This window comes from Arthrobacter sp. KNU-44, from assembly GCF_051843155.1.
GTDB lineage: Bacteria > Actinomycetota > Actinomycetes > Actinomycetales > Micrococcaceae > Arthrobacter.
This window is the reverse complement of sequence record NZ_JBPXNG010000002.1, coordinates 2,179,385-2,200,355: the sequence shown is the minus strand read 5'-3', so window position 1 is coordinate 2,200,355 and position 20,971 is coordinate 2,179,385. Positions and strand designations below refer to the sequence as shown.

Below are 20,971 nucleotides of genomic sequence, written 5' to 3'. Positions count from 1 at the left end.
CTCCAGCAACTCCCCAGCAACTCAAAAAGAAACAGCCAACAGGAGATCCACAAATGTCCTATTCAGCACCGGAGCCCGGCCCCACGAACCAGCCGGAGCCCCAGCAGCCCTACACCCAACAGCCCCACGCCGGACAGCCGACCGCCGTCCTGCAAGCCACCGGCCAGGAACCTACCGGACAGGGTTGGGGCCAACCCCAAGCGACGGAGCCGTTCGTGCCCAAGAAGCGCTTCAAGATGGGTCGCCTGACGCAGATCCTCCTTGCGGTGCTGCTGGTTGCAGTCGGCTTCTTCGGAGGCGTCGGTGTCACCAAGCTCATGGATGCCGGCCAGGCCCGTCCCGGCCGCGGCCAGTTCCAGAACTTCAACGGCCAGGGCGGCCAAGGCCGGAACCGGCAAAGCGGCGCACCGACCAACGGGGCATCGCCGAGCGCAGTTCCTTCGGCTCCCGCCACCTCAGCACCGTAACCACCCCTCGTTGTAACCACCCAACTAACTCGCAGTTGTTGTCGTTCTGGGCCTTCAAAACGACAACAACTGCGAGCTAGTTGCTTTTAACCAGGGGCTTCGCGGCGCCGGCCAGCCATAGTGCGATCAGGATCGGCACGCCGATGGCAAGGAGAGCCATGTGGATGCCGGTGTGGTCACCCAGGTATCCCAGAAGCGGCGGGCCGGCCAGAAACGCCACATAACCGATTGTCGAAACCACCGAGACGCGTGCGGCTGCGTGTTTCGGATCGTCGGCAGCAGCGGACATGCCCATCGGGAAGGCCAAGGCCGCGCCGATACCCCAAAGGGCCGCACCCACCCCGGCAAGGATGAGGTTGCCCGCGAAGACGAAGAGAGCCAGGCCCACTGCCGCGGCGGCCATGCTGACCCGCAACACGGCTACACGTCCGAACCTGTCGATCGCGCGGCCGCCAAGGAAACGCATCAGGGTCATCGCGGCCACGAAGAGCGCAAACAAAAGAGCGCCCGTTGATTCGGAAGTATTCAGGCCATCCACCGAGGCCTTGGCGATCCAGTCGTTTCCGGCGCCTTCCGTGAGGGTCGCTCCCAGGACCACGACGCCGATCAACAAGGTGCGGGCGTCGCGCCACGCCGACGGACCCTTCACGGCGGGCGCGCCGTCGTCGGGCGTCGTTCCCGTGGTTTCGTGGGGCATGAAGTAACGCGGCGCCGTCAAGGTGAGAAGAACCACGACGGCGGCGATGACCAGCAGGTGCTCCGGAAGTCCGACGCCGATCTCGGAAAGCCACGCACCAATCAGCGCACCCACAAAGGCGCCCCCGCTGAAAGCGGCGTGGAACTTCGGCATGATGGTACGCCCGAGGCGGTGTTCGACGTCGGCCCCTTCGATATTCTGCGACACATCCCACAGACCGACCCCCACACCGAAGAAAAAGAGCGCCAGCGCGGTGGCGGCCACGGATCCGGCCATCAAGGAGAAGGCGATCGCCGCTCCGGCGGAGGCGGCAAGGAGCCCCGCGGCGCGGACGGTACCGGCCGTACCGATCCTGCCCACAACCCATCCCGCGGAGGGGAGCGCCACAAGGGACCCGACGGCGGTGCACAACAGGAGGGTGCCCATCTGTCCGGATGTCAGGTGCAGCGTCTGGGTGACGGCGGGTATGCGTGCCGCCCAGCTGGCAAAAACCAGCCCGTTCATGCCGAAGACCAGGAAAGTGGCAATTGCCGCGGCTTTGACGTTCGGAGCGGTTCGGGTGCTGGTGGTCATACGATCACAACTTCCACGGAGAGATTTTCAAGTAGGGTGCGTTCTTCAGTGCTTGGCTTCCGGTCCGTCACAATGACGTCTACCGCGTCCATGGCTGCGACCAAGGCCACGGCCTGTGCATTCCATTTACTTCCTGTGCAGGCCACGATCACCCGCCCCGCCGATTCCAGGCCTGCCCGCTTGATCGCGGCGTCCTCGAGATCGTGCGCCAGCAGGCCGTCTTTGAGGTTGATGGCGCACGGCGTGACGACGGCGGCGTCAAAGCGCAAGGAGCGGATGTTGGCCTCTGCCATCGGTCCCCGGAATGACTGCTCGCCGGGAACCAGGCTGCCACCGGGCAATAGGAGACCCGGACGCCGCCCAGAGGGAAGGTCCGTCGCCAGGAATTCCACCGCGCGAAGGGACATCGGCATAATGGTCAATTCCCGCGGCGCGAGCCGGCGCGCGATCTCCGTTGCCGTGGAACCGCTGTCCAGCCACACGTGATCGCGGTCGCGGAGCAACCGTTCGACGGCGACGGCGATTCTCTCCTTGGCATCCTGGTCCTCCAGTTCGCGCTGCCCATAGCCGGGGTTGTCGCCGCGGTCCACTAGGCTGCGGGCGCCCCCATGCACCCGGCGGAGGACACCGTGGGAAGCGAGGATTTCCAGGTCGCGACGAATAGTGGCCCCCGATGCTCCGCATTCGGCAACGAGTTCGTCAACGGTGATCTCTTCGCGTTTGCGCAGCAGCTCGCCAATGAGCCGGTGGCGGTCAGCAGTCCTCATGCTCATATGTTATCCGGAAATGATCATCTAATCATAACTGGTGATCATATGTCCGCGTGGGCGCGGAAGGCGCGGGAACTGGGCGCGGAAGGCGCCCTGCGTGCCGAACGGCTCAAACGCTCGCTCACCTATGAGGCGTTTCAAGCCGACGCCCGCTCACCTATGGGCCACTTTCGGCCGACGCTCGCTCACTAGAGGAGAGCTAGCGTCTCGTGGCGACCCGTCAAAGGTGAGCGAGGGTTCAGAAGAAACGCGCCATAGGTGAGCGAGCGTTCCGAAGAAACGCGCCATAGGTGAGCGAGGGTTCCAAGACGCGGGACAGCGTCGTGCGTTCCCGGGCCCGCATCGGGACCCGGGCTCGGCGCCCGGGGGAGCGGGTGGAAGCTAGCGCGCCCGTTCCACCCGGGACTCGTCCCAGACGGGCTCGGCGGATTCGTAGACCTTGCCGTCGGATCCGAAGACGAGGAAACGGTCGAAGGACTTCGCGAACCAGCGATCGTGCGTGACGGCGAGGACAGTGCCCTCGAACGCGTCGATCGCGCGTTCCAATGCTTCGCCGGAGTGCAGGTCCAGGTTGTCCGTGGGTTCGTCCAGAAGCAGGAGGGTGGCGCCGGACAGCTGGAGGAGCAGGATCTGGAAACGCGCCTGCTGCCCGCCGGAGAGCGACTCGTACTTCTGCTCGGCCGAGCCCACCAGCCCGTAGGAGTCGAGCGCGCCGGAAGCGGCTTCGCGGCCCAGACCGGAACGGTGTTCGTCGCCCCGGTGCAGGATGTCCAGGAGCGTCCGGCCGAGAAGATCCGGACGGGAATGGGTCTGCGCAAAGAATCCGGGACGGATCCTGGCACCTAGTTTAACGGTGCCTTCGTGCGGGACCTCAGCGATTTCGACGTCGGAAACGGGCAAGTGCTCGCGCTCCGGGTCGGTGCCGCCTGCCGCGAGGAGCCGCAGGAAGTGGCTCTTGCCCGAACCATTGGAACCGAGCACGCCCACGCGGTCGCCGAACCAGATCTCGGTGGAGAACGGCTTCATCAAGCCCGTGAGTTCAAGCTTTTCAGCCACCACGGCGCGCTTGGCCGTCCGGCCTCCCTTGAGGCGCATGTGCACGTTCTGCTCCAGCGGCAGGGCTTCGGGCGGTCCGGCCTCCAGGAACTTGGCGAGCCGCGTCTGTGCGGCCTGGTACTTGTTGGCCATGTCGGAGCGGAATGCAGCCTTGGTCTTATACATGATGACGAGTTCCTTGAGCTTCAGGTGCTCCTCGTCCCAGCGCTTGCGCAGTTCCTCGAAGCGCGCGTTGCGGTCGATACGCGCTTCCACATACGTGCCGAAACCCCCGCCGTGCACCCAGGCACCGGCCCCGTTGATGCCGGGCTCAAGGGTCACGATGCGGCCCGCCGCGTTGTTGAGCAGCTCGCGGTCGTGGCTGATGAAGAAGACCGTCTTCTTGGATTCGTTGAGCTTGCCTTCGAGCCAACGCTTGCCTGGAACGTCGAGGTAGTTGTCCGGTTCGTCGAGGAGGAGAAGCTGATCCGGTCCGGAGAACAGTGCCTCAAGCACCAGCCGCTTCTGCTCGCCGCCCGAAAGGCTCGACGCCGGTCGGTGCTGTGCGCGGTCAAAGGGGATGCCGAGTGCGGCCATGCAGACCTCGTCCCATACGGTCTCGACGTCGTACCCTCCGGCGTCTCCCCAGTCCACGATCGCTTGGGCGTACCGCATCTGGGTGGGCTCGTCGTCGTGCTCCATCATGGCAAGCTCGGCGTCTTCGACCGCCTTGGCGGCCGCGGCGAGGGCCGGCGGCGCGGCTGAAACGAGCAGGTCACGCACGGTGGATTCATCGCGGACCTGCCCGACAAACTGGCGCATGATGCCCATGGTGCCGGAACGGCCCACCACTCCTTCGTCGGGCGTGAGGTCGCCGGCGATGATCTTGAACAGGGTGGTCTTTCCCGTTCCGTTGGGCCCGATGAGGGCCGTTTTGCTGCCGTCCGGGACCTTGAAGGTCACACCGTTGAGCAGCTGGGTGCCGTCGGAGAGGAAGTAGTCGATGCCTGAAACGTCAATATGGGCCACTGCCCAATCTTCCCACGGACCGCGGGGACTCCTCAGCCGCTCGCTCAGGCCGACAGTTCGCCGATTACCGCACCGGTGAGATAGCGCTGGATTGTCGGCCCCAGCGCTTGGACGACGACGGCGTGCGGGGCCGAAGCGATCGGCTCCAGTTTGATCAGGTAACGGGTCAGGATGAGTCCGGAAAGCTGCGATGCCACCAGGCTTCCGCGCCACGAAGCCTCTTCCGCCGGGACACCAAGGCCAGCGAGCAACGGTTTGATAGCCCGGTTGAGGATGAACTCGCGGACCAGTGCCGCACTCCATTCGTGTTGCATGGCCGTGCGGAGAACGGCGACTCCGGCCGCCCCCGCGGAAGAGTCCCAAACTGTCAGGAAGCGCGATACCAACCGCTCCCCGACGCCGTCCCGCGGCCCGTCAAGGACAGCCGTCAGGTGTTCCTTGGGATCCACGGGTGACTCGAGTGCAGCCATGAACAGCTGCTCCTTGGTGCCGAAATGATGGTTGATCATGGATGGATCCACCCCGGCCTCGGCCGCGATGGCCCGGACTGTTGCGGCGTCATAACCTTTGCGGCTGAACTGTTCGCGGGCCGCACGGAGAACCGCGTCCCGGCTGCTCACCTGTCCCGGGCGGCGACCCCTGTTCACACCGGTTTCCGGTTCACGGCGGGCTTCCGGCGCGCAAAGTCCGGAGCGTGCTCGGGCCGCGGCCCGAAGGCGATCATGAGCGCCGGAAGTTTCCCGAATCCGGGTACGTGTCGGGCGGCAAACACCACCAGACCCGGCGGGCCGACCAACTGGCCTTTTACTGCGGGGCCGAAGACCGCTTTCTGGATGAGGAGCTGCATATTCTGGATCACCACGGTGGGGAACCAGCGGCGCTTCTGCACTGAAGCGAGATCTGCCTCGACAAGGGTGCCCTGAAGCAATGGGCGGGCGATGCGCCGGGCTGCCGCAACGGCGTCCTGGATAGCCAGGTTGATCCCCACACCGCCTGCGGGAGACATCGCGTGGGCGGCGTCTCCGATGAGGAGGAGGCCTGGTTTGTGCCAGGGCTTGATCCGGTTGAGCTTCACATCGAGCAAATGGAGATCGTCCATGGACCTGATTTCATCCACGCGGTCCGCCAGATCCGGGCGGATTCGGGCCACGCGGGAACGGAAGCTCTCCACCCCTTCGGCACGCATTTGCGGGTCCTTGCCCTTCTCCGCGATGTAGCCGATCTGGTAGAAGTCCTTGCGCGTCAGGCTGAGGAGCACATCGGTGCCGGAGAAGCGGGGCATGATCGAGGCCAACTGTCCCTGTTCGTCCGCGCGCCGGGAGAGCCTGAACCACCAGGTGTCGAACGGCACGGGGAACTCGCGGGGGACCAGCCCTGCCTTCTGCCGGAGCACCGAGCTGCGGCCGTCGCATGCCACCGTCAACGTCGCGCGAAGCTCCCCCGTCCCGGTTTCCACTCCGGACGCCGCGTCCCGGATGCGGTACGCCACCCCGGCGACCTTCCCGCCGTCGTCGTACAGCAGATCTGTGGCCTCGGTGTTCATCCGGAGCGTGAACTGCGGCTCTTGCTGTGCGGCGTCCACCAGGAAATTCAGGAGGTCCCATTGCGGAACCATGGCTACGTAATCGTAGGGCGGCTTGAGGCGATCGAAGTCGACCAGGGTCACTTCCTTGCCGCCCGCGGGGAGTTTGAAATTGCCGAGCTTGCTTTGGGGCAAAGCCCGGAATCCCTCGCCCAGCCCAAGCTCATCCAAGAGACGGATGATGGAGGGGTGGACGGTGTCACCGCGGAAGTCGCGCAGGAAGTCGGCGTGCTTTTCGAAGACGGTGACGTCGACGCCGGCCCGGGCCAGCAAGAGTCCGAGCATCACCCCCGCCGGGCCCCCGCCCGCGATGACGCATGTGGTGCTTTCAGGCTGGTCCATGGCCACTCCCACCGTTGCAACTAATTCAACAAGCGTTGAATTAAGTGTGCACCCGCCGGGGAGGCCTGTCCACAGGGCGCCCATCCCCCCGGCGACCCTCGCTCACATATATCCCTCTTTCCGGCGACGCTCGCTCACTTATCGTGCCGAAATACTGTGCAGCTCAGCCTGCCGCGGTCAGGAATGTCCAGTTACGAGCTGGTGCGGCCCGGGTACGGGGTGTGTGGCAAGTTCGCGATGATCGCGGCGTGACAGCCTGAGAATACGTCCATCCAGAGAACAAACACCAGTGGTCTGCGGACGGCTCAGCCAGCCGCGGTGAGGAACGATTTGAGCAGCGGGCCGCTGGTTGTCGCACCGAGCCCACCGTCTTCCACGAACACTGCCACCGCCAGATCTCCGTGCACTGCGACAATCCAGGCGTGCGTCTTGGGCGGATTGTCGTTTCCGAACTCGGCCGTCCCGGTCTTCGCGCCAACGGGTGCCCCCGGCACCGACGCGAGGAAACCCGCGTGGCCGGAGGTCACCACAGCCCTCATCATGTCGCTAAGCGCGGCTGCCTCCGCCGGCGTAACCGGCTTGTCGGACGCCGGCGCGGCGGGAGACGCCGTCACGGCGGGAGAGGCCGACGACGACGGCGCGCCGGAAGCCGTCGGCGTGGCACCCGCAGAGGGTGAGGCTGAGCCGGGGTTCAGCACGAGTTGCGGCGACACCGGCGCGCCGTGGGCCACTGAAGCTGCCATGATCGCCGCAGCCAGCGGGGAAAGCAGCACTTTGCCCTGGCCGATCATCGAAGCCGCGTGCTCGGTGCCGTCGGCGTTTCCCGGCACGGATCCCAGGAAGGCATCGGCCCCCAGTTTCGGGGCTTGGACTGCCACTCCCAATGAAGTTGCCGCGGATTGGAGCTGGGCTTGGCTGACCTTGTCCCGGGAACTGATGAAGGCCGTGTTGCACGAATGGGCAAAAGCGTCCCGCAAAGCAACCGAGCCGAGCGACGACTCCGGATAGCCTTCGGCGTTTTTGAAGGTCCGGCCGTCCACTGTAATTGTTGGCGTACATTCAACCTTGGAATCCGGCGTCATTCCGTTGCGGATCAAAGCGAGGGAATCAACGATCTTGAACGTCGAACCAGGCGCGTACTGCCCCAGCATTGCCGTGTTGTAGCCGTTGCTTCCAGGGCCGGACGCCGCTGCGAGAACGGCGCCGGTGGAGGGGCGGAGCGCCACTATGGCCGAGGCCGGGCCGACGCCGCCCAAGGTGTCTTCAGCGAGTTGCTGCAAACGCGGATCCAGGGTGGTCTTCAACGGATCGCCGGGCTTCACATTGACGGCAAAAAGCAATCGGCGGGGGTCGGGCCTCGCGGCCTTGATCTGGTCGTCGGTCATGCCCTGCGGCCGGGTCTTGATGGAGACTCCATCCTGACCTCGGAGTTGCGCGTCATACTGCTCCTGCAGGCCGCCTGTTCCCACAGTGTCTCCTACCTTGAGGGCACCCCCGGCCTTTTGGATCTGTTCGGCGCTTGCCTCAGCCGCGGTACCCAACACAGCCCGGGCGAAGGTGCGCGTCGGTGCCAAAGGCAGGAAATCTGGAATGCCACGAGCGCCCGGAATCGACGCAATCTGCTGGTCCGTGACTGTCCGGTTTCCGTCCTCGCGCAGGGTGATGGCGCTGACGAATGCCTGTGGACCGGACGCCTGGACTTGCTTCACATACGCGGCTTCGTCCACGCCGACCAGTTGTGCGAGCTTCGCCGCCGAAGCTGCAGGATCAACCGATCCAATCGTTGTCTTGTCGATGCCCACGTGAACCACTGGACGGTAGCTGACCAATTTCGCGTCCCCTGCGCCGAGGATATCGGCCCTGGACGGGGAAGTGACGGTCTTGTCCAGTACCTCTCCGTCCTTAAGGTCCGGCTCCAAGAGTGTTGTAGTCCATTGGACGGCCCACTTGTCGCCCGCCTTCTTCAGCGCGGCCTGGGAGGTGTACTTCCACTCCGCTGTTCCGATCTTCCACGTGAAGTTGAGCGGGACCGACGCTTTGTCGCCGTCGAGCTTCACAGCACCGCTTTCAACGGACGGCTTGGCCGGAGCGAGGGCCGCAAACACCGCCTTGAGCTGTTCATTCGCCGCTGCGGCATCCTTGCCGTCGACGGCGAGCGATCCGACGTCGAGCGCCGCGAGGGACGACGCGAGCTGCTTGGCCGCGCCCTCCGCCCCGGAGCGGCCGTCATCGCAAGCGGTCAGCGAGCCGGCGATCATCAGGGCGGCAAGCCCCAGGACAAGATTCTTGATTTTCCCCATTTGCGCCATTATGCCTTCTTGGGCCGACCGGAATGGTCCAAATCACAGCACGTTGCGCTTTTGTGATGCTTCAGGCACCTCGACTTCCCGCAGACCCTACTGACTCCGGATGATCCTGCGCTGGGTTGCTGCCGCGATGGCGGCGGTCCGGTTGTCGACGCCCAGCTTGCCGTAAATGTGCACCAAATGGGTCTTGACTGTGGCCTCGGAAATGAAGAGTTGCTTCGCCATCGCGCGGTTGCTCATCCCGGTGGCGAGGAGCTCCACGAGTTGCACTTCACGTGCACTCAGAGCGTGCACCGGATTGCGGATCCGCCCCACGAGCCGCGCAGCGACCTCCGGCGCAAGGGCCGTTTGACCCGCTGCCGCAGACACCACGGCCTGCCGGATTTGCTCGGGTGGCGCGTCTTTGAGCATGTATCCGCTGGCACCGGCTTCCACTGCGGCGAGAATGTCGGCGTCGTTGTCGTAGGTGGTCAGGATCAGGACCGGCGGTGGGGGAGTTCCGGCTTCACCGGCTTTGATCCTGCCGGTAGCGGTGACGCCGTCCATCCCCGAGCCCATTTGCAAGTCCATGAGGACCACGTCCACGGGTTCTCCGAGGGTGTGGAGCTTTGCCAGTTCAGCCAACGCGGCGCCCCCGTCGGTCGCTTCCGCCACCACTTGGACGCCTTCAAAATCGGCAAGCATGGCCCGGAGCCCTGCGCGGACCACGGGATGATCGTCAACCAGCAAAACCCTGATGTTGTTGCTCATGGGGATGCCTCCAAAGCCGGGTTGCCAGTACCCAAGGGCAGCCGGATTGCCACCACAGTCCCCTCGCCGGGAGCCGACTCGACATCGAGGGTTCCGTCCAGGGCCGCGAGCCGCTCGCGCAGGCTTGTGAGCCCGACGCCGGTTCCGTCACCGCGGATTGCCGCGGCAGCGGCCGCTGCGGGGTCGAAGCCCGTGCCGTCGTCGAACACGTCCATGGTCACTTCTGCGTCCAGGAAGGACAGGGTGACGACGGCGGTGCTCGCCTGGGCATGCGCCCACACGTTCGCAAGGGAAGACTGTGCCGCGCGCAACAAAGTGGTCTGGTAAGGGTTGGGAAGCGCCACCGGCTTGCCCTGGAGCTCGAAGCGGCAGCGCAACGTCGCTCCGCGTGCGGCGGCCTCGGCCTCGGTCTTGGCGCAGAGGCGACGCAGGGTGTCTGCAAGGGTGGAATCGTCCAGTTCCGGGGGCCCGAGTCCCCGGACAAAATTCCGGGCCTCCGCAAGGTTGCTGGCTGCTGTCTCCCGGACGGTCCTGAGCCGGTCACGGGCCGCGGCGTTGTCACCGGCGTCGAGGGCCTTCTCGGCCGAGCGCCCCATCAGGACGATGCTCGAGAATCCCTGCGCCAGGGTGTCGTGGATTTCACGGGCGAGTCGTTCGCGCTCAGCCAGCACACCAGCGTCGTGCTGGCTGCGTGCCAACTCGGCCCGGGTGCGGCGCAATTCCTCAGCGGCGAGGCGCTCATTCTCTGCCTCGACGTAGAGCGCCCGATACGCCAGGCCTGTGACAACCGCGAAGGCGGCCCCGAAAACAGGCCCGAGGACCATGGCAGATTGCAAGGCATCCGCCCCGGCACCACGGTTATGGAACCACATGGCTGCGATCAGCAGTGCGGTGCTGGCAGCTATGGCCGGGAGGGCGAAGCGCCGCGGCAAGATATGCAGTTGCAGGAAGAACAACGGGAAAGCCATCCAAGCGAAGTCCGGACTGATGAGCATGAGCACCAGCCACAGGAAACCCACGACGGCGAGCCACCAGCGCGCGTAAGGCTTCGGATCGAAGCGCCCAGGATTGCCGGCGTGCCTCTTTTCGAGAACCGTCCCCACGAGGTAGACGGCAGCCAGTAGAAGCGCAAGGCCGAGGCCGGAACCCGTGGCGAAAGGGGAAAGTCCCGCCACCGCAAGCCTAAGGACGGCGACCAGCAGAAGCACCGCGAAACCGACGTGCAGGCTCACGCGCAGGACACGCAAAATCATGGCCGAGCCACCGGGCTGCGCCGTCTCTTTGGGCTGCGCTGTGACGCTGGGCTGCGGGGTGGCTTGCGGCAAATCGTCTCCCTGCATGCCCTCCAGCGTAGTCTCGCGCGCCGACACTCTTGCCCCGATTCCGTGGCATTCGGGCCCAATCAACCAAAAGGTTGATCCGCGGGTCAACCAAGGCGATCGGATGAGTCCATCCACTTCCTGATGTTTCATGCGCCAACTGGCCGGAGAGTTGAAACAGGACCAGAAGATCGCCTCCGAACCAAAGGAATTCCATGTTTCTCGCAGTGCGCGACATCCGCTTCGCCAAGGGCCGCTTCGCCCTCATGGGAAGCGTCGTCGCCCTCATCACACTCCTTCTCGTCATGCTCTCCGGACTGACCGCGGGCCTCGGCAACCAGTCGACGTCGGCTATTGCAGGCCTTCCAGCGCAGCAAATCGCCTTCGGCGCGCCCGCCGGTGGCGAGGCCAAGGCGTCTTATACGGAATCGGAGGTGTCCAACAAGCAGCTCGAAGCCTGGCGGAACCGGCCGGGCGTTGCTTCTGCCGAGGCCGTGGGTATCAGCCAGACGCGGTTCCAGTCCCTCGATTCGTCCAATAATGCCGCGGGCACCGCCAACGTCGCGGTCTTCGGGGCCGACGACGGCATCTCGCCAGTGGCGGTCAAGGAAAGCGAGGTGGTGGTCGGGGAGTCCTTGGCGAAGGAACTGAGGCTGACTATCGGGACCCGCGTGACCGTAGGCGGTACCAACCTGACGGTTTCCGCCGTCACCCGGGACGAGTGGTATTCGCACACCGGAGTCATCTGGACCTCCCTGGCCACGTGGCAGAAGCTCGCACATATTCCTGCCGGGGAATCGATTGGGACGGTCCTTGCTGTGACGTACGGCGCCGGCGCCTCCGTGGACCTCGACGCCGCCAATTCGGTGGCCGGTACTGTCACCGCCACCCCCAGCGGCTCATTCCAGGCCCTCGGCTCCTACAAGAGCGAAAACGGCTCGCTGATGCTCATGCAGGCTTTCCTCTACGGCATCTCGGCGCTTGTCATCGTGGCATTCCTGACCGTCTGGACTGTCCAGCGCACACGGGACATCGCGGTGCTCAAGGCCATGGGTGCCTCATCCGCCTATGTGGTGCGGGACGCATTGGTCCAAGCGGGCATCGTACTGCTCGCCGGCGCGGGACTGGGTGGGGGCCTTGGTGTGCTGGGCGGCTTCTTCGCCGCCAAGGCGGCCCCGTTCCTCGTGACTCCGCTGACTACGCTCGTCCCGATTGCCGGGATCGTGATCCTCGGCCTTGGCGGTGCAGCGGTTGCCGTACGCAGCATCACCCGAGTGGATCCGCTGATCGCCCTCGGCGGCAACTAGGCCATTCGAACAGTTAATATTCCACGAAAGGCATATTCATGAACTCCGCACTAAACCTCGTCAATGTCACCCTGGAATACCCCGACGGAGACTCCACCCTCAAGGCCCTGGACGCCGTGGATCTCCGCGTGGACGCCAGCGAATTCTTTTCCCTCGTGGGCCCGTCCGGCTCAGGAAAGTCCTCGCTTTTGGCCGTGGCTGCAACACTGGTCCGGCCAAGTTCCGGGCTCGTCATCATCGACGGCACGGATGCCACCGGACTCAAGGACACAGAACTCACTTCCATGCGCCGGGAAAAAGTGGGCATCATCTTCCAGCAAGCCAATCTCCTACCGTCACTGACCGCCGTCGAGCAGCTGATCATCGGGGACCACCTCCGGGGAAAGCCCGCCGCCAAGGCACGAAAGCGCGCTACGGAACTGCTCGACGTCGTCGGGCTCGGGACTTCGCTCAACAAGCGGCCGCACCAGCTCTCCGGAGGCCAGCGGCAGCGCGTAAACATCGCGAGGGCGCTCATGGGCCAGCCCCGGGTGCTGCTCGTCGACGAGCCGACGGCTGCCTTGGATCACGAGCGCAGTGAATCGATCGTGCGGTTGCTGCGGCAGGTCACGGACGAATTCGCGACGGCGACCGTCATGGTCACGCACGACACCGAGTTCCTGCCGCTCACCGATTCGGTCGCAACCATGCGGGACGGGCGCCTCGGTTTGGGCGTACCCGTCGGCCCACCCAACTAGCTCGCATTAGATGTCGTTCTGAGCCCTCAAAACGACAACAAATGCGAGCCAGTTGGGGGGGAAACGCGAAGGGTAAGTCCCCGATCAAAGCCTCGTCCTGGGAATCGTCATAGGCATCACGGGCCTTGAGGATACTGGGCACGTGGTCCTCCGCCCAGAGACGCAAAAGGGTCAATGGCTCCAACAGGGACGCTCCAAGCTCGGTCAGTTCGTAGTCGACGCGAGGTGGCACCTGCGCGTGGACGGTCCGGGTGATGAGACCGTCGCGCTCCAGGGTGCGAAGGGTCTGGGTGAGCACCTTGGGAGTCACTACGTGGACCATCTTGCGAAGCTCGGAGAAACGGATGGGGCCGTCCGCGAGGACCTGGACCACCAACGAGGCCCATTTGTCGCCGATGCGCTGAAAGATCACTCGAGACGGGCAATCGGGGTCAAGGATGTTTGCCGGCAGCATGTTGGTATCCATGAGGTAACTAAGTTCCTTTGAAGCTATCAGTATCAATTAGATACTGTTTTGATATTGCAAGGATAGCAACCCAAGGAGAGTCATGAAAATCGCAGTTTACGGGGCAACAGGCATGGTCGGAAGCCAGATCGTCAACGAATCCCTCACCCGCGGCCACGAAGTCACCGCCATCTCCCGCAAGGGCTCGGAGGTTGCCGGAGCGAAGGCTCTCGCCGCCGACCTCGCTGATGGCCAGAGCTTCGCGGAGATCGCCAAGGAGCACGACGCCGTCATCCTCGCCACCGGCCCGAGCCGCACCGGCGGAGACCACGGAGAATGGCTTGCGGCAATGGACACCGCCTACAGCAACGCCGAAGGCACGCGCCTGATGATCGTCGGCGGCGCAGGAACGCTGGAGATCGACGGCGTCCGCCTCCTCGATTCGCCCGACTTCCCTGAGGTCTACAAGGCCGAGGCAACCACAGCGGCCGCAGCCTTCGCCGCCGTCAAGGAAGCTCCCGAGAACCTGGATTGGACCGTACTCGCGCCCGCGCCGGTCATCCAGCCAGGTGAGCGCACGGCAAAGTACTCCACTGCCAAGGATTCTCCCGCTGGCAACACCATCTCCACCCAGGACTACGCGGTCGCCATGTTGGACGAAATCGAATCTCCGGCCCACCGCCGCGCCCGGTTCACCGCGGCTAACTAACCCAACGCCCGCTCACATATAAAGGCCCATCTCCCAACGCTCGCTCACATATGAGGGAAAACAACGGATCGCTAGCGCAGATCATCTGCAGGAGCGATCCGTCGTTGGTCACATAGGTGAGCGGGCGTCGAGGAAAAAGGGCAGATATGTGAGCGGGCGTCGGAGGGTTATACGCCGAGGCCAAGCCCGGGTATCTTCAGACCGAACATGTCATTCAAGGCATATTTCGCAGCGTGATACCCGGGCATTCCTGTTACTCCGGGCCCAGGGGGCGTTGAGGATGAACACAAGTACACTCCTGGGATGGGCGTCCGCCATGGCACCGTTGAAAACACGGGACGCCGCACCAATCCCCGAATGTCCATCAGTCCTGCGCTGAAGTCTCCACCAACATAGTTCGCGTTGTATTCCGCCAAGCCTGCCGCCGTCGTCGTTTTCCAGCCGATCACCACGTCGCGGAAGCCCGGCGCGAATTCCTCAATCCTGGAGATGACCGCCTCGGCCATGTCCACAGTCGATCCTTTGGGCACGTGGCAATAGGACCAGAGAATGTGCCGCCCGACGGGAGCGCGCCCGGGATCGACAATAGATGGCTGGGCAACCAGGATGTAGGGCTTCGCGGGGTGTCGGCCAGCCGCTACCAGGTTCTCGGCTTCGGCCATGGCGTCACGCGTGCCACCTACGTGGACCGTCCCGGCGGCGGCCAGACCTGGAGCTGTCCAGGGCACCGGCCCGGAGAGGATGAAATCCACCTTGCACGCTGCATTCCCGAACCGGAATGCTTCCAGCGACCGCCTGTAGCGGTCGGGAATCGCCGAACCGGCCATACGCAGCAGTGCCGGGGGAGCAACGTCCAACAGGATGGCCTTCGCGGGGCGCAGCTCTTCGAGGGAATCGATCTGCACGCCGGTCTCAATCACTCCGCCGTGGGCCTCGATGTCCCGGACCATGGCCTCCGCTATAGCCACAGAGCCACCAACGGGAATGGGCCACCCGCCGGCATGAGCCAACGCACCCAGAAGGAGTCCCGCCCCGGCGGCGGCGAGCGAAGGAAGCGGCCCGACAGCGTGCGCCGCGACCCCGGTCAGGAGTGCGGGAGCCGCTTCCCCGGAAAAGTGCCGGTTCCACCACGGCGAACCCTGCTCCAGGGTCGCCAAGCCAAGTCGTAACGCCGCCACCGGATCGGCCGGGATCCTCAGCAGTTGGTTCTGCGTCACATCCAGCACCCCGTCGAGCCGCTCCACGAGCGGTCCCATCAGGCGGGTAAACGCAGATCCGTCGGGCCCGAGTTCAGAAGCCGTCCGCTCCAGCGAGCGATAGGCGAGGGCTGCCCTGCCGCCGTCGAGCGGAGTTCCGTATTGGATTTCGGGCAATCGCAGCTCCACGCGCCGCTCGAGTTCAAACTCCTGGAAGAAACGCGAAGCCAGCGCCATCGGATGGACCGCGGAACAGACATCGTAGACGTGCCCCGGTTCCAGCAGCTCAGCTGTCCGTGTTCCCCCACCGATCGTCTCGGCGGCCTCATACACCCGCACAGCCAGGCCCGCGCGGGCCATGACTACAGCGGCGGCCAAGCCGTTAGGTCCGGAGCCGACGACGGCGACCTCAGCCATCGCCTTCGGCCTCGCCGCGTGTAGAGTCCACTGAGTCGTGGGAAGGTTTCGGCGTATCTACCCCGGATTGCGCGTCAAGCACGGACTCAGCCTCCACGGCGTTCAAGGCATCGCGCCGCCAAGGCAGCACCGATGCCGCCGGGTTCTTGAGGTCTATCCGGAACCAATCTTCGGCGACGTTGAACTCACCACCGTGGGGGTCGTCCACACCGTGGACTCGGAGGGGATCCAGGTGAGGTTCCCAGATGTCCCATGCAACCCTCAACATCAAATATGCTGTTGCGGCCATGTGTAACGTGACGGCCATGACGTAGTACGGCATATCGATGTTGTTCTGCGCGGCCCCGCCGCTGGTCGTCTGGCCCAGATACATCCACGTGGCGGTCCAATGCAACGCCTCGGCCGCCTGCCAGAGCAGGAAATCACGCCAGCGGGGTCTGGCCAAAGCCAGCAATGGCACCAGCCAAAGGACATATTGGGGCGAATAGACCTTATTGCTCAGGATGAAAGCTGCCACTATCAGAAACGTCAACTGGGCCAGCCGCGGGCGCCGCGGCGCTGTCAAAGCCAATCCGGCAATCAAAACGCAGGCAATGAGGAACATGTCCATCGCCAGGGCATTGATGGCCTCCGGGCCAAGCTGGACCAGTTGAAGGCGTTCCGCAACGAGGTTGTAGGCGAACCACGGCGAGCTGTATCCAGCGGGGCGATCACGGGTGTAGTCGAAAAAGTAGCGCCAGCCGGCCGGGTTGACGACTGCGACCGGGACATTGACTGCGAGCCAGGCTACCGTGGCGGACAAAGTGGTCACAACAAGGACCCGCAGCCGGCCGCTGCGTAGGGCTAGTAAAAAGACTGCGCCCAGCATGAGCAGCGGATAGAGCTTGGTGGCTGTCCCCAAACCGATGAACAGACCGGCCAGGACGGGACGATCCTTTGCGAAGAAGTACATCCCCACCGCGAGCATCGCCACTGCCCACATATCCCAATTGATGACTCCGGCCAGCACGATCCCGGGCGCCAGGGCCACCATGGCAGCGTCCCACGGCCGGCGCCGATTGATGCGCGCGGTGGCCAGGACCACCACGATCCACATGGCCGCAATCAGGGTCGCGTTCACATCGAAATAGCCGAGGATCCGTTCGGGGCTTGCGCCGTGCCCCGGTACGAGCCATGTAGTAACACCCGCAATCAGCCCCGTGATCACGGGATATTCGAACAGGGCTTTCTGATCGAAGATCGGAAACACGCCGTCCGCAAGGCCCCGGCTGCCGAAAAGTTCCGGGAAATCCGAGTAGCAGGTGGCGTAGAACTGCTGGGGAGTGTGCCAACCGTTGACGCGGCAATAGCCCTTGATCAAGATCGACAGGAGTGCCGCAACGATCGTGAGGATGATCAGGACCCGCTCAACGGTGAAGAATCCCGGGGAGATTGCCCCGGGGGAGGACCGCCCCCCGAGGGGTCCGCCGATCAACTCGGTGAAGTTCCTGAGCAAGGAATCACTACGGGTGGGAACCACAAAGCGGGCACGCTTTTCCTGGCTGTGCGGCTTCGTCTCCTGCATGGAATCGAGCTTACCTTCAGGCCCGGCGAACAGGTTCCGGCAAGCCGCGTCGGACGGCCCCGCGCCTGGCTCCCGCGTTAAGAGGCGGAAGCCCACGCGTAGCCGCGTGGGCTTCCGAGGCGAACAGTCCGATGTGTGCCATCAGTCCCTCCTGTAATGCAGTGGTGGGGACCGTCAGCGGATGATGCCCATTTGGTGCAGGACGACGTAGACGTCTTCCCGGCGTTGGTCCAGCAGTTGTCCGTTGAAAAGGGTCTTGTCTTTGACGACGGGCTTGCCGTTGAAGACCATCAGGTCCTTGAGGCGCTTGGCCAAGGGTTCACCTCCTTTCGTGTTGAAGAGAATTGCCGGAATTCGGGCATGACAATTAAGCCCCCTTAATTCGAAGAAAGCAGCGGCAGAATTAGGCATGTGAACGCCGGGCAATGATGGGTGGATTAAGCGGATTTATCGAATGACCGTGTGAGTACCGAAGCATGGAGTTCCGGTAGGTGGTATCCAGGGGCAGCCGTCCCCAACAAGAAGCTGGTTCCGAACTATGAGGACACTGCGCACCACGTCAATCGCGTGATACCGCTCAATGGCAGGCCCAACCCGGAGCCTGACTGCACCGTGAACTGCCCCGAATAATCAGGGTAGGAAGTACATCAGGGGGAGTTAGGCCGCAAAACGGCGTCGAGCAGCGAAGGCCGGGGCGCCAGCAACGGTCATCTTCCATCCGCTAGTCAAAGTAATCATTTTCCCAACCTCCTTTTCTGCTTTGGCACTACCGCAGCTGACTGACTGGGTAGTGCACGCCTCAATCCCGGCGGATCGCTCTGGAATCAAAAATAAAGTTACACCATGAATCGCGCTGTTGACCAGCCAATTACAAACAATTTAGAAATTAATTCTTCCTACAGTCCCCAGCGAAGAATGGCAGGCGTCCGCTTGTCCCAACCCAAAGTGCAAACTTTGGCTGTTCCCAGGACAAAGTGGCGGCCTTCCCGGGCATCCAATTCAAGCCAGCGGGCCGTGAGGATGCGGGAAAAATGCCCGTGGGCCACAATCAGGACGTTATCCATTCCAGACTCGAGGACGCGTGCAATGATCTTGTCGGCACGGGCTGCCACGGAGTCGAGAGTCTCGCCGTTGGGAACGCCGTCGAACCAGATGAGGTAGTCCGGGTTGTCTTTGCGGATGAGGTCCGAGCTGATGCCTTCGTAGTCGCCGTAGTTCCACTCCACAGCGAGCGGTTCATGAACGGCGTCGGGGAAGCCCGCCAACTCCGCGGTACGCCGTGCCCGGCGCAGCGGCGATGTCAGGACCAGGTCGAAATCGATGCCTTCCAAGATCTTCCGGGCTTCCACCGCCTGCTGTTCGCCTTCCACCGTCAAGGGAAGGTCCGTCAAACCGGTGTATTGGCCGCTCTTGGACCATTCGGTCTCCCCGTGACGCATGATCCAGAGCTGTGGCCGGGAAGGCTTGGCTGCAGGGTTCACTTCAGGACTCCTCTGGTTCGGCGGTGCCTGCTTTGGCATCGACGGCTGGTTCCGATGAAAGTTCGACGGCGGACTCGGGTTGCCCGGCCCACCACGCCACGAGCTTGGACTCGGCATCCTCCTGGGACAGCGGACCGTTTTCCATGCGCTCCTCCAGGAGGAATTTATAGGCGCGGCCAACCACGGGCCCGGGCTTGAGTCCCAGCAAAGCCATGATCTGCGCGCCGTCCAAGTCCGGCCGGATGGCATTGAGCGATTCCTGTTCGGCCAGGACCTCTATCCGTTGCTCAAGGTCATCGTAGGCAAAGGAGAGCCGCTCCGCCTTGCGCTGGTTACGTGTGGTGACGTCGGACCGTGTGAGTCGGTGCAGGCGCTCCAGCAAGGGGCCGGCGTCTGCCACGTATCGGCGGACCGCGGAATCGGTCCAGCCCGCATCCCCATAGCCGTAGAAACGCATGTGAAGCTCTACAAGCCGCGCCACGGCCTTGATGGTGTCGTTGTCGAAGCGCAGGGCCTTCATGCGTTTTGCGGTCAGCTTGGAGCCGACCATGTCGTGGTGGCGGAAGCTCACTGCGCCGCCCGGTTCGAAACGGCGCGTCGCCGGCTTCCCGACGTCGTGCATCAGCGCGGCGAAGCGCAACACAAAGTCCGGGCCAGGCACCGGGCCGTCCGGGCCGGTCTCGAGCGACGCGGCTTGCTCCAGGACCTGAAGGGAGTGCTGGTAGACGTCCTTGTGCCGGTGGTGCTCATCGGCTTCAAGGCGCAGCGCAGAAACCTCGGGCAGGACGAATTCGGCTAGTCCGGTATCCACGAGGAGGTCGATGCCCGCACGCGGATGCGCACCATTAATGAGCTTGACGAGCTCCTCGCGCACACGCTCGGCGGAAATGATCTTGATCCGCTCGGCCATGCCGGACATTGCGAGGCGGACGTCGTCGTGCACCGCAACGCCGAGCTGCGCAGCGAAACGGGCGGCGCGCATCATGCGCAGGGGATCGTCGGAAAAGGATGATTCCGGTGCGCCCGGGGTTGCGAGTACCGAGGCATGGAGGTCGCGGACCCCGCCGAACGGATCCACGAGTTCCAGGGAGGGCAGCCGGAGCGCCATGGCGTTGATGGTGAAGTCGCGGCGTAGGAGGTCGTCCAGCAGCGAGGAGCCGAAGGCGACCGCCGGCTTGCGGGAATCGGCGTCGTAGGCCTCGGCCCGGTACGTCGTGATCTCAATCTGGAAGCCGGACTTCTTCATACCGATCGTTCCAAAGGCGCGGCCGATCTCCCAGAAATTGTCGGCCCACCTCTTGATGATGGAAAGCGTCTGGTCCGGAGTTGCGTCAGTGGTGAAATCCAGGTCCGGCGAGACGCGGCCGAGGAAAAGGTCCCGCACCGGGCCGCCAACCAGCGACAGTTCGAATCCAGCGTCCACAAACCGCTGCCCGAGGTCCAGGACCACTGGATCCATCTGGAAATTAACTGAAGAACTGTCCAATACTTGCGCCATAGTTCCTTAAGCTTGTCAGATTTCGCTGCGCCATCCCACCGGATCCATGTCATTGCGCTGTGATTGCGTCGCGACGGCACCGGGATCACGGGCGAGCGCCATCCGTACGTCACCCCGAGTCCATGTCCCGGTCATCACCAACGGGCAAGAGTCGTTAGAGTGGACTTCATGGCCAACCCGATCCCGAGTGCTCCTGGCAGGAGGACGAACGCACCATTGCCGTCGGCAATTGGTGCCCACGTCGCGCCCGCCCCGCACCCGGCCCAGGCGGCCCTTCCGACGGTGGAGGAAGTCTCCGCAGGCGGCGTCGTTGTAGACACGTCCGACGGCGAACTAAGGGTTGCGATCATCGCCCGCCTTAATAGGGGTGGCCGGCTCGAGTGGTGCCTTCCGAAGGGGCATCCGGAGGGCAAGGAAAACAACGAAGAAGCAGCCGTACGCGAGATTGCTGAGGAGACCGGGATCGAAGGAAACGTCCTCGCTCCCCTCGGCAGCATCGACTACTGGTTCACCGTAAGCGGGCACCGGGTCCACAAAACCGTGCACCATTTTCTCTTGCGCGCGACCGGGGGAGAGCTGACCATCGAGAACGATCCCGATCAAGAGGCCATCGATGCCGCTTGGGTTCCCCTCCAGGAATTGGCCCGCAAGCTGTCCTTTCCCAATGAGCGGCGTATCGCCGATCTTGCCCGGGAAGTCCTGCCCGAACACCTCTAACGCGGCCTTTCCCACCGCCTGACGCCGGTT

Annotated in this window: 18 protein-coding genes and 1 pseudogene; 5 read left to right on the top strand and 14 right to left on the bottom strand. The window is 63.9% G+C overall.

Features of this window, described 5'->3' with window-relative positions; translation table 11 throughout:
• The first annotated feature begins 53 nt into the window (after window positions 1-53).
• Complete coding sequence (locus ACSVHC_RS11205; RefSeq protein ID WP_437771939.1) at window positions 54-467, top strand: hypothetical protein; 414 nt, start codon at window positions 54-56, stop codon at window positions 465-467.
• A 76-nt stretch (window positions 468-543) separates the two neighbouring features.
• On the opposite strand, the gene ACSVHC_RS11200 is transcribed toward ACSVHC_RS11205, so the two are convergent.
• The 8 genes from ACSVHC_RS11200 to ACSVHC_RS11165 form a co-directional block, all read right to left on the bottom strand.
• The gene (locus ACSVHC_RS11200) at window positions 544-1,737 is read right to left on the bottom strand and encodes an MFS transporter (RefSeq protein ID WP_437771940.1); all 1,194 of its coding nucleotides are present in this window, start codon (window positions 1,735-1,737) and stop codon (window positions 544-546) included.
• A complete protein-coding gene (locus ACSVHC_RS11195; RefSeq protein ID WP_437771941.1) occupies window positions 1,734-2,504 on the bottom strand; it encodes a DeoR/GlpR family DNA-binding transcription regulator in 771 nt (256 codons plus the stop codon). Before ACSVHC_RS11195 ends, ACSVHC_RS11200 begins: the two co-directional genes overlap by 4 nt.
• 384 nt (window positions 2,505-2,888) lie before the next feature.
• Window positions 2,889-4,571 carry an ABC-F family ATP-binding cassette domain-containing protein gene (locus tag ACSVHC_RS11190; RefSeq protein ID WP_437771942.1) on the bottom strand — a complete coding sequence of 561 codons (1,683 nt, stop codon included), beginning with the start codon at window positions 4,569-4,571 and terminating at the stop codon, window positions 2,889-2,891.
• 44 nt (window positions 4,572-4,615) lie between these two features.
• A complete protein-coding gene (locus ACSVHC_RS11185; RefSeq protein ID WP_437771943.1) occupies window positions 4,616-5,191 on the bottom strand; it encodes a TetR/AcrR family transcriptional regulator in 576 nt (191 codons plus the stop codon).
• Window positions 5,192-5,214: 23 nt separating this feature from the next.
• Complete coding sequence (locus tag ACSVHC_RS11180) at window positions 5,215-6,495, bottom strand: FAD-dependent oxidoreductase (protein ID WP_437771944.1); 1,281 nt, start codon at window positions 6,493-6,495, stop codon at window positions 5,215-5,217.
• A gap of 305 nt (window positions 6,496-6,800) precedes the next feature.
• Window positions 6,801-8,795, bottom strand: a complete 1,995-nt coding sequence (locus ACSVHC_RS11175) for a penicillin-binding transpeptidase domain-containing protein (protein ID WP_437771945.1) — start codon at window positions 8,793-8,795, stop codon at window positions 6,801-6,803.
• A 96-nt stretch (window positions 8,796-8,891) separates the two neighbouring features.
• A complete protein-coding gene (locus tag ACSVHC_RS11170; protein WP_437771946.1) occupies window positions 8,892-9,551 on the bottom strand; it encodes a response regulator in 660 nt (219 codons plus the stop codon).
• Window positions 9,548-10,804 (bottom strand): sensor histidine kinase, encoded by a 1,257-nt coding sequence (locus tag ACSVHC_RS11165; RefSeq protein ID WP_437774106.1) that lies wholly within the window; start codon window positions 10,802-10,804, stop codon window positions 9,548-9,550. The genes ACSVHC_RS11170 and ACSVHC_RS11165 overlap by 4 nt, the downstream gene beginning before the upstream one ends.
• Window positions 10,805-11,085: 281 nt before the next feature.
• Between ACSVHC_RS11165 and ACSVHC_RS11160 the strand changes: the two genes are divergently transcribed.
• Window positions 11,086-12,177, top strand: coding sequence for an ABC transporter permease (locus ACSVHC_RS11160; protein WP_437771947.1), 1,092 nt, complete (start codon window positions 11,086-11,088; stop codon window positions 12,175-12,177).
• A gap of 38 nt (window positions 12,178-12,215) precedes the next feature.
• Complete coding sequence (locus ACSVHC_RS11155; RefSeq protein ID WP_437771948.1) at window positions 12,216-12,914, top strand: ABC transporter ATP-binding protein; 699 nt, start codon at window positions 12,216-12,218, stop codon at window positions 12,912-12,914.
• Between the two features lie 79 nt (window positions 12,915-12,993).
• Here ACSVHC_RS11155 and ACSVHC_RS11150 read toward each other — a convergent pair.
• Window positions 12,994-13,380 (bottom strand): annotated as a pseudogene (locus ACSVHC_RS11150) (winged helix-turn-helix transcriptional regulator); the annotation flags it as partial.
• An 82-nt stretch (window positions 13,381-13,462) separates the two neighbouring features.
• Here ACSVHC_RS11150 and ACSVHC_RS11145 point away from each other — a divergent pair.
• A complete protein-coding gene (locus tag ACSVHC_RS11145; protein WP_437771950.1) occupies window positions 13,463-14,068 on the top strand; it encodes an NAD(P)-dependent oxidoreductase in 606 nt (201 codons plus the stop codon).
• Between the two features lie 167 nt (window positions 14,069-14,235).
• Here the strand turns inward: ACSVHC_RS11145 and ACSVHC_RS11140 are convergent, their stop codons facing one another.
• The 5 genes from ACSVHC_RS11140 to ACSVHC_RS11120 form a co-directional block, all read right to left on the bottom strand.
• Complete coding sequence (locus ACSVHC_RS11140) at window positions 14,236-15,681, bottom strand: phytoene desaturase family protein (RefSeq protein ID WP_437771951.1); 1,446 nt, start codon at window positions 15,679-15,681, stop codon at window positions 14,236-14,238.
• Complete coding sequence (locus ACSVHC_RS11135; RefSeq protein WP_437771952.1) at window positions 15,674-17,245, bottom strand: glycosyltransferase family 87 protein; 1,572 nt, start codon at window positions 17,243-17,245, stop codon at window positions 15,674-15,676. The genes ACSVHC_RS11140 and ACSVHC_RS11135 overlap by 8 nt, the downstream gene beginning before the upstream one ends.
• A 174-nt stretch (window positions 17,246-17,419) precedes the next feature.
• A complete protein-coding gene (locus ACSVHC_RS11130) occupies window positions 17,420-17,560 on the bottom strand; it encodes a hypothetical protein (protein ID WP_172465581.1) in 141 nt (46 codons plus the stop codon).
• 581 nt (window positions 17,561-18,141) lie between these two features.
• A complete protein-coding gene (locus ACSVHC_RS11125; RefSeq protein WP_059388855.1) occupies window positions 18,142-18,726 on the bottom strand; it encodes a histidine phosphatase family protein in 585 nt (194 codons plus the stop codon).
• Between the two features lies 1 nt (window position 18,727).
• A complete protein-coding gene (locus ACSVHC_RS11120; protein WP_437771953.1) occupies window positions 18,728-20,224 on the bottom strand; it encodes a CCA tRNA nucleotidyltransferase in 1,497 nt (498 codons plus the stop codon).
• Between the two features lie 216 nt (window positions 20,225-20,440).
• Between ACSVHC_RS11120 and ACSVHC_RS11115 the strand changes: the two genes are divergently transcribed.
• Window positions 20,441-20,941, top strand: coding sequence for an NUDIX hydrolase (locus tag ACSVHC_RS11115; protein ID WP_059388857.1), 501 nt, complete (start codon window positions 20,441-20,443; stop codon window positions 20,939-20,941).
• Window positions 20,942-20,971: the final 30 nt, after the last annotated feature.

What these genes read in the sequence shown, in the direction of transcription:
- ACSVHC_RS11205 (WP_437771939.1), top strand. Translation starts at nt 54, where the DNA reads ATGTCCTATTCAGCACCGGAGCCCGGCCCCACGAACCAGCCGGAGCCC.
- ACSVHC_RS11200 (WP_437771940.1), bottom strand. Translation starts at nt 1,737, where the DNA reads ATGACCACCAGCACCCGAACCGCTCCGAACGTCAAAGCCGCGGCAATT.
- ACSVHC_RS11195 (WP_437771941.1), bottom strand. Translation starts at nt 2,504, where the DNA reads ATGAGGACTGCTGACCGCCACCGGCTCATTGGCGAGCTGCTGCGCAAA.
- ACSVHC_RS11180 (WP_437771944.1), bottom strand. Translation starts at nt 6,495, where the DNA reads ATGGACCAGCCTGAAAGCACCACATGCGTCATCGCGGGCGGGGGCCCG.
- ACSVHC_RS11175 (WP_437771945.1), bottom strand. Translation starts at nt 8,795, where the DNA reads ATGGGGAAAATCAAGAATCTTGTCCTGGGGCTTGCCGCCCTGATGATC.
- ACSVHC_RS11170 (WP_437771946.1), bottom strand. Translation starts at nt 9,551, where the DNA reads ATGAGCAACAACATCAGGGTTTTGCTGGTTGACGATCATCCCGTGGTC.
- ACSVHC_RS11165 (WP_437774106.1), bottom strand. Translation starts at nt 10,804, where the DNA reads ATGATTTTGCGTGTCCTGCGCGTGAGCCTGCACGTCGGTTTCGCGGTG.
- ACSVHC_RS11160 (WP_437771947.1), top strand. Translation starts at nt 11,086, where the DNA reads ATGTTTCTCGCAGTGCGCGACATCCGCTTCGCCAAGGGCCGCTTCGCC.
- ACSVHC_RS11155 (WP_437771948.1), top strand. Translation starts at nt 12,216, where the DNA reads ATGAACTCCGCACTAAACCTCGTCAATGTCACCCTGGAATACCCCGAC.
- ACSVHC_RS11145 (WP_437771950.1), top strand. Translation starts at nt 13,463, where the DNA reads ATGAAAATCGCAGTTTACGGGGCAACAGGCATGGTCGGAAGCCAGATC.
- ACSVHC_RS11140 (WP_437771951.1), bottom strand. Translation starts at nt 15,681, where the DNA reads ATGGCTGAGGTCGCCGTCGTCGGCTCCGGACCTAACGGCTTGGCCGCC.
- ACSVHC_RS11135 (WP_437771952.1), bottom strand. Translation starts at nt 17,245, where the DNA reads ATGCAGGAGACGAAGCCGCACAGCCAGGAAAAGCGTGCCCGCTTTGTG.
- ACSVHC_RS11120 (WP_437771953.1), bottom strand. Translation starts at nt 20,224, where the DNA reads ATGGCGCAAGTATTGGACAGTTCTTCAGTTAATTTCCAGATGGATCCA.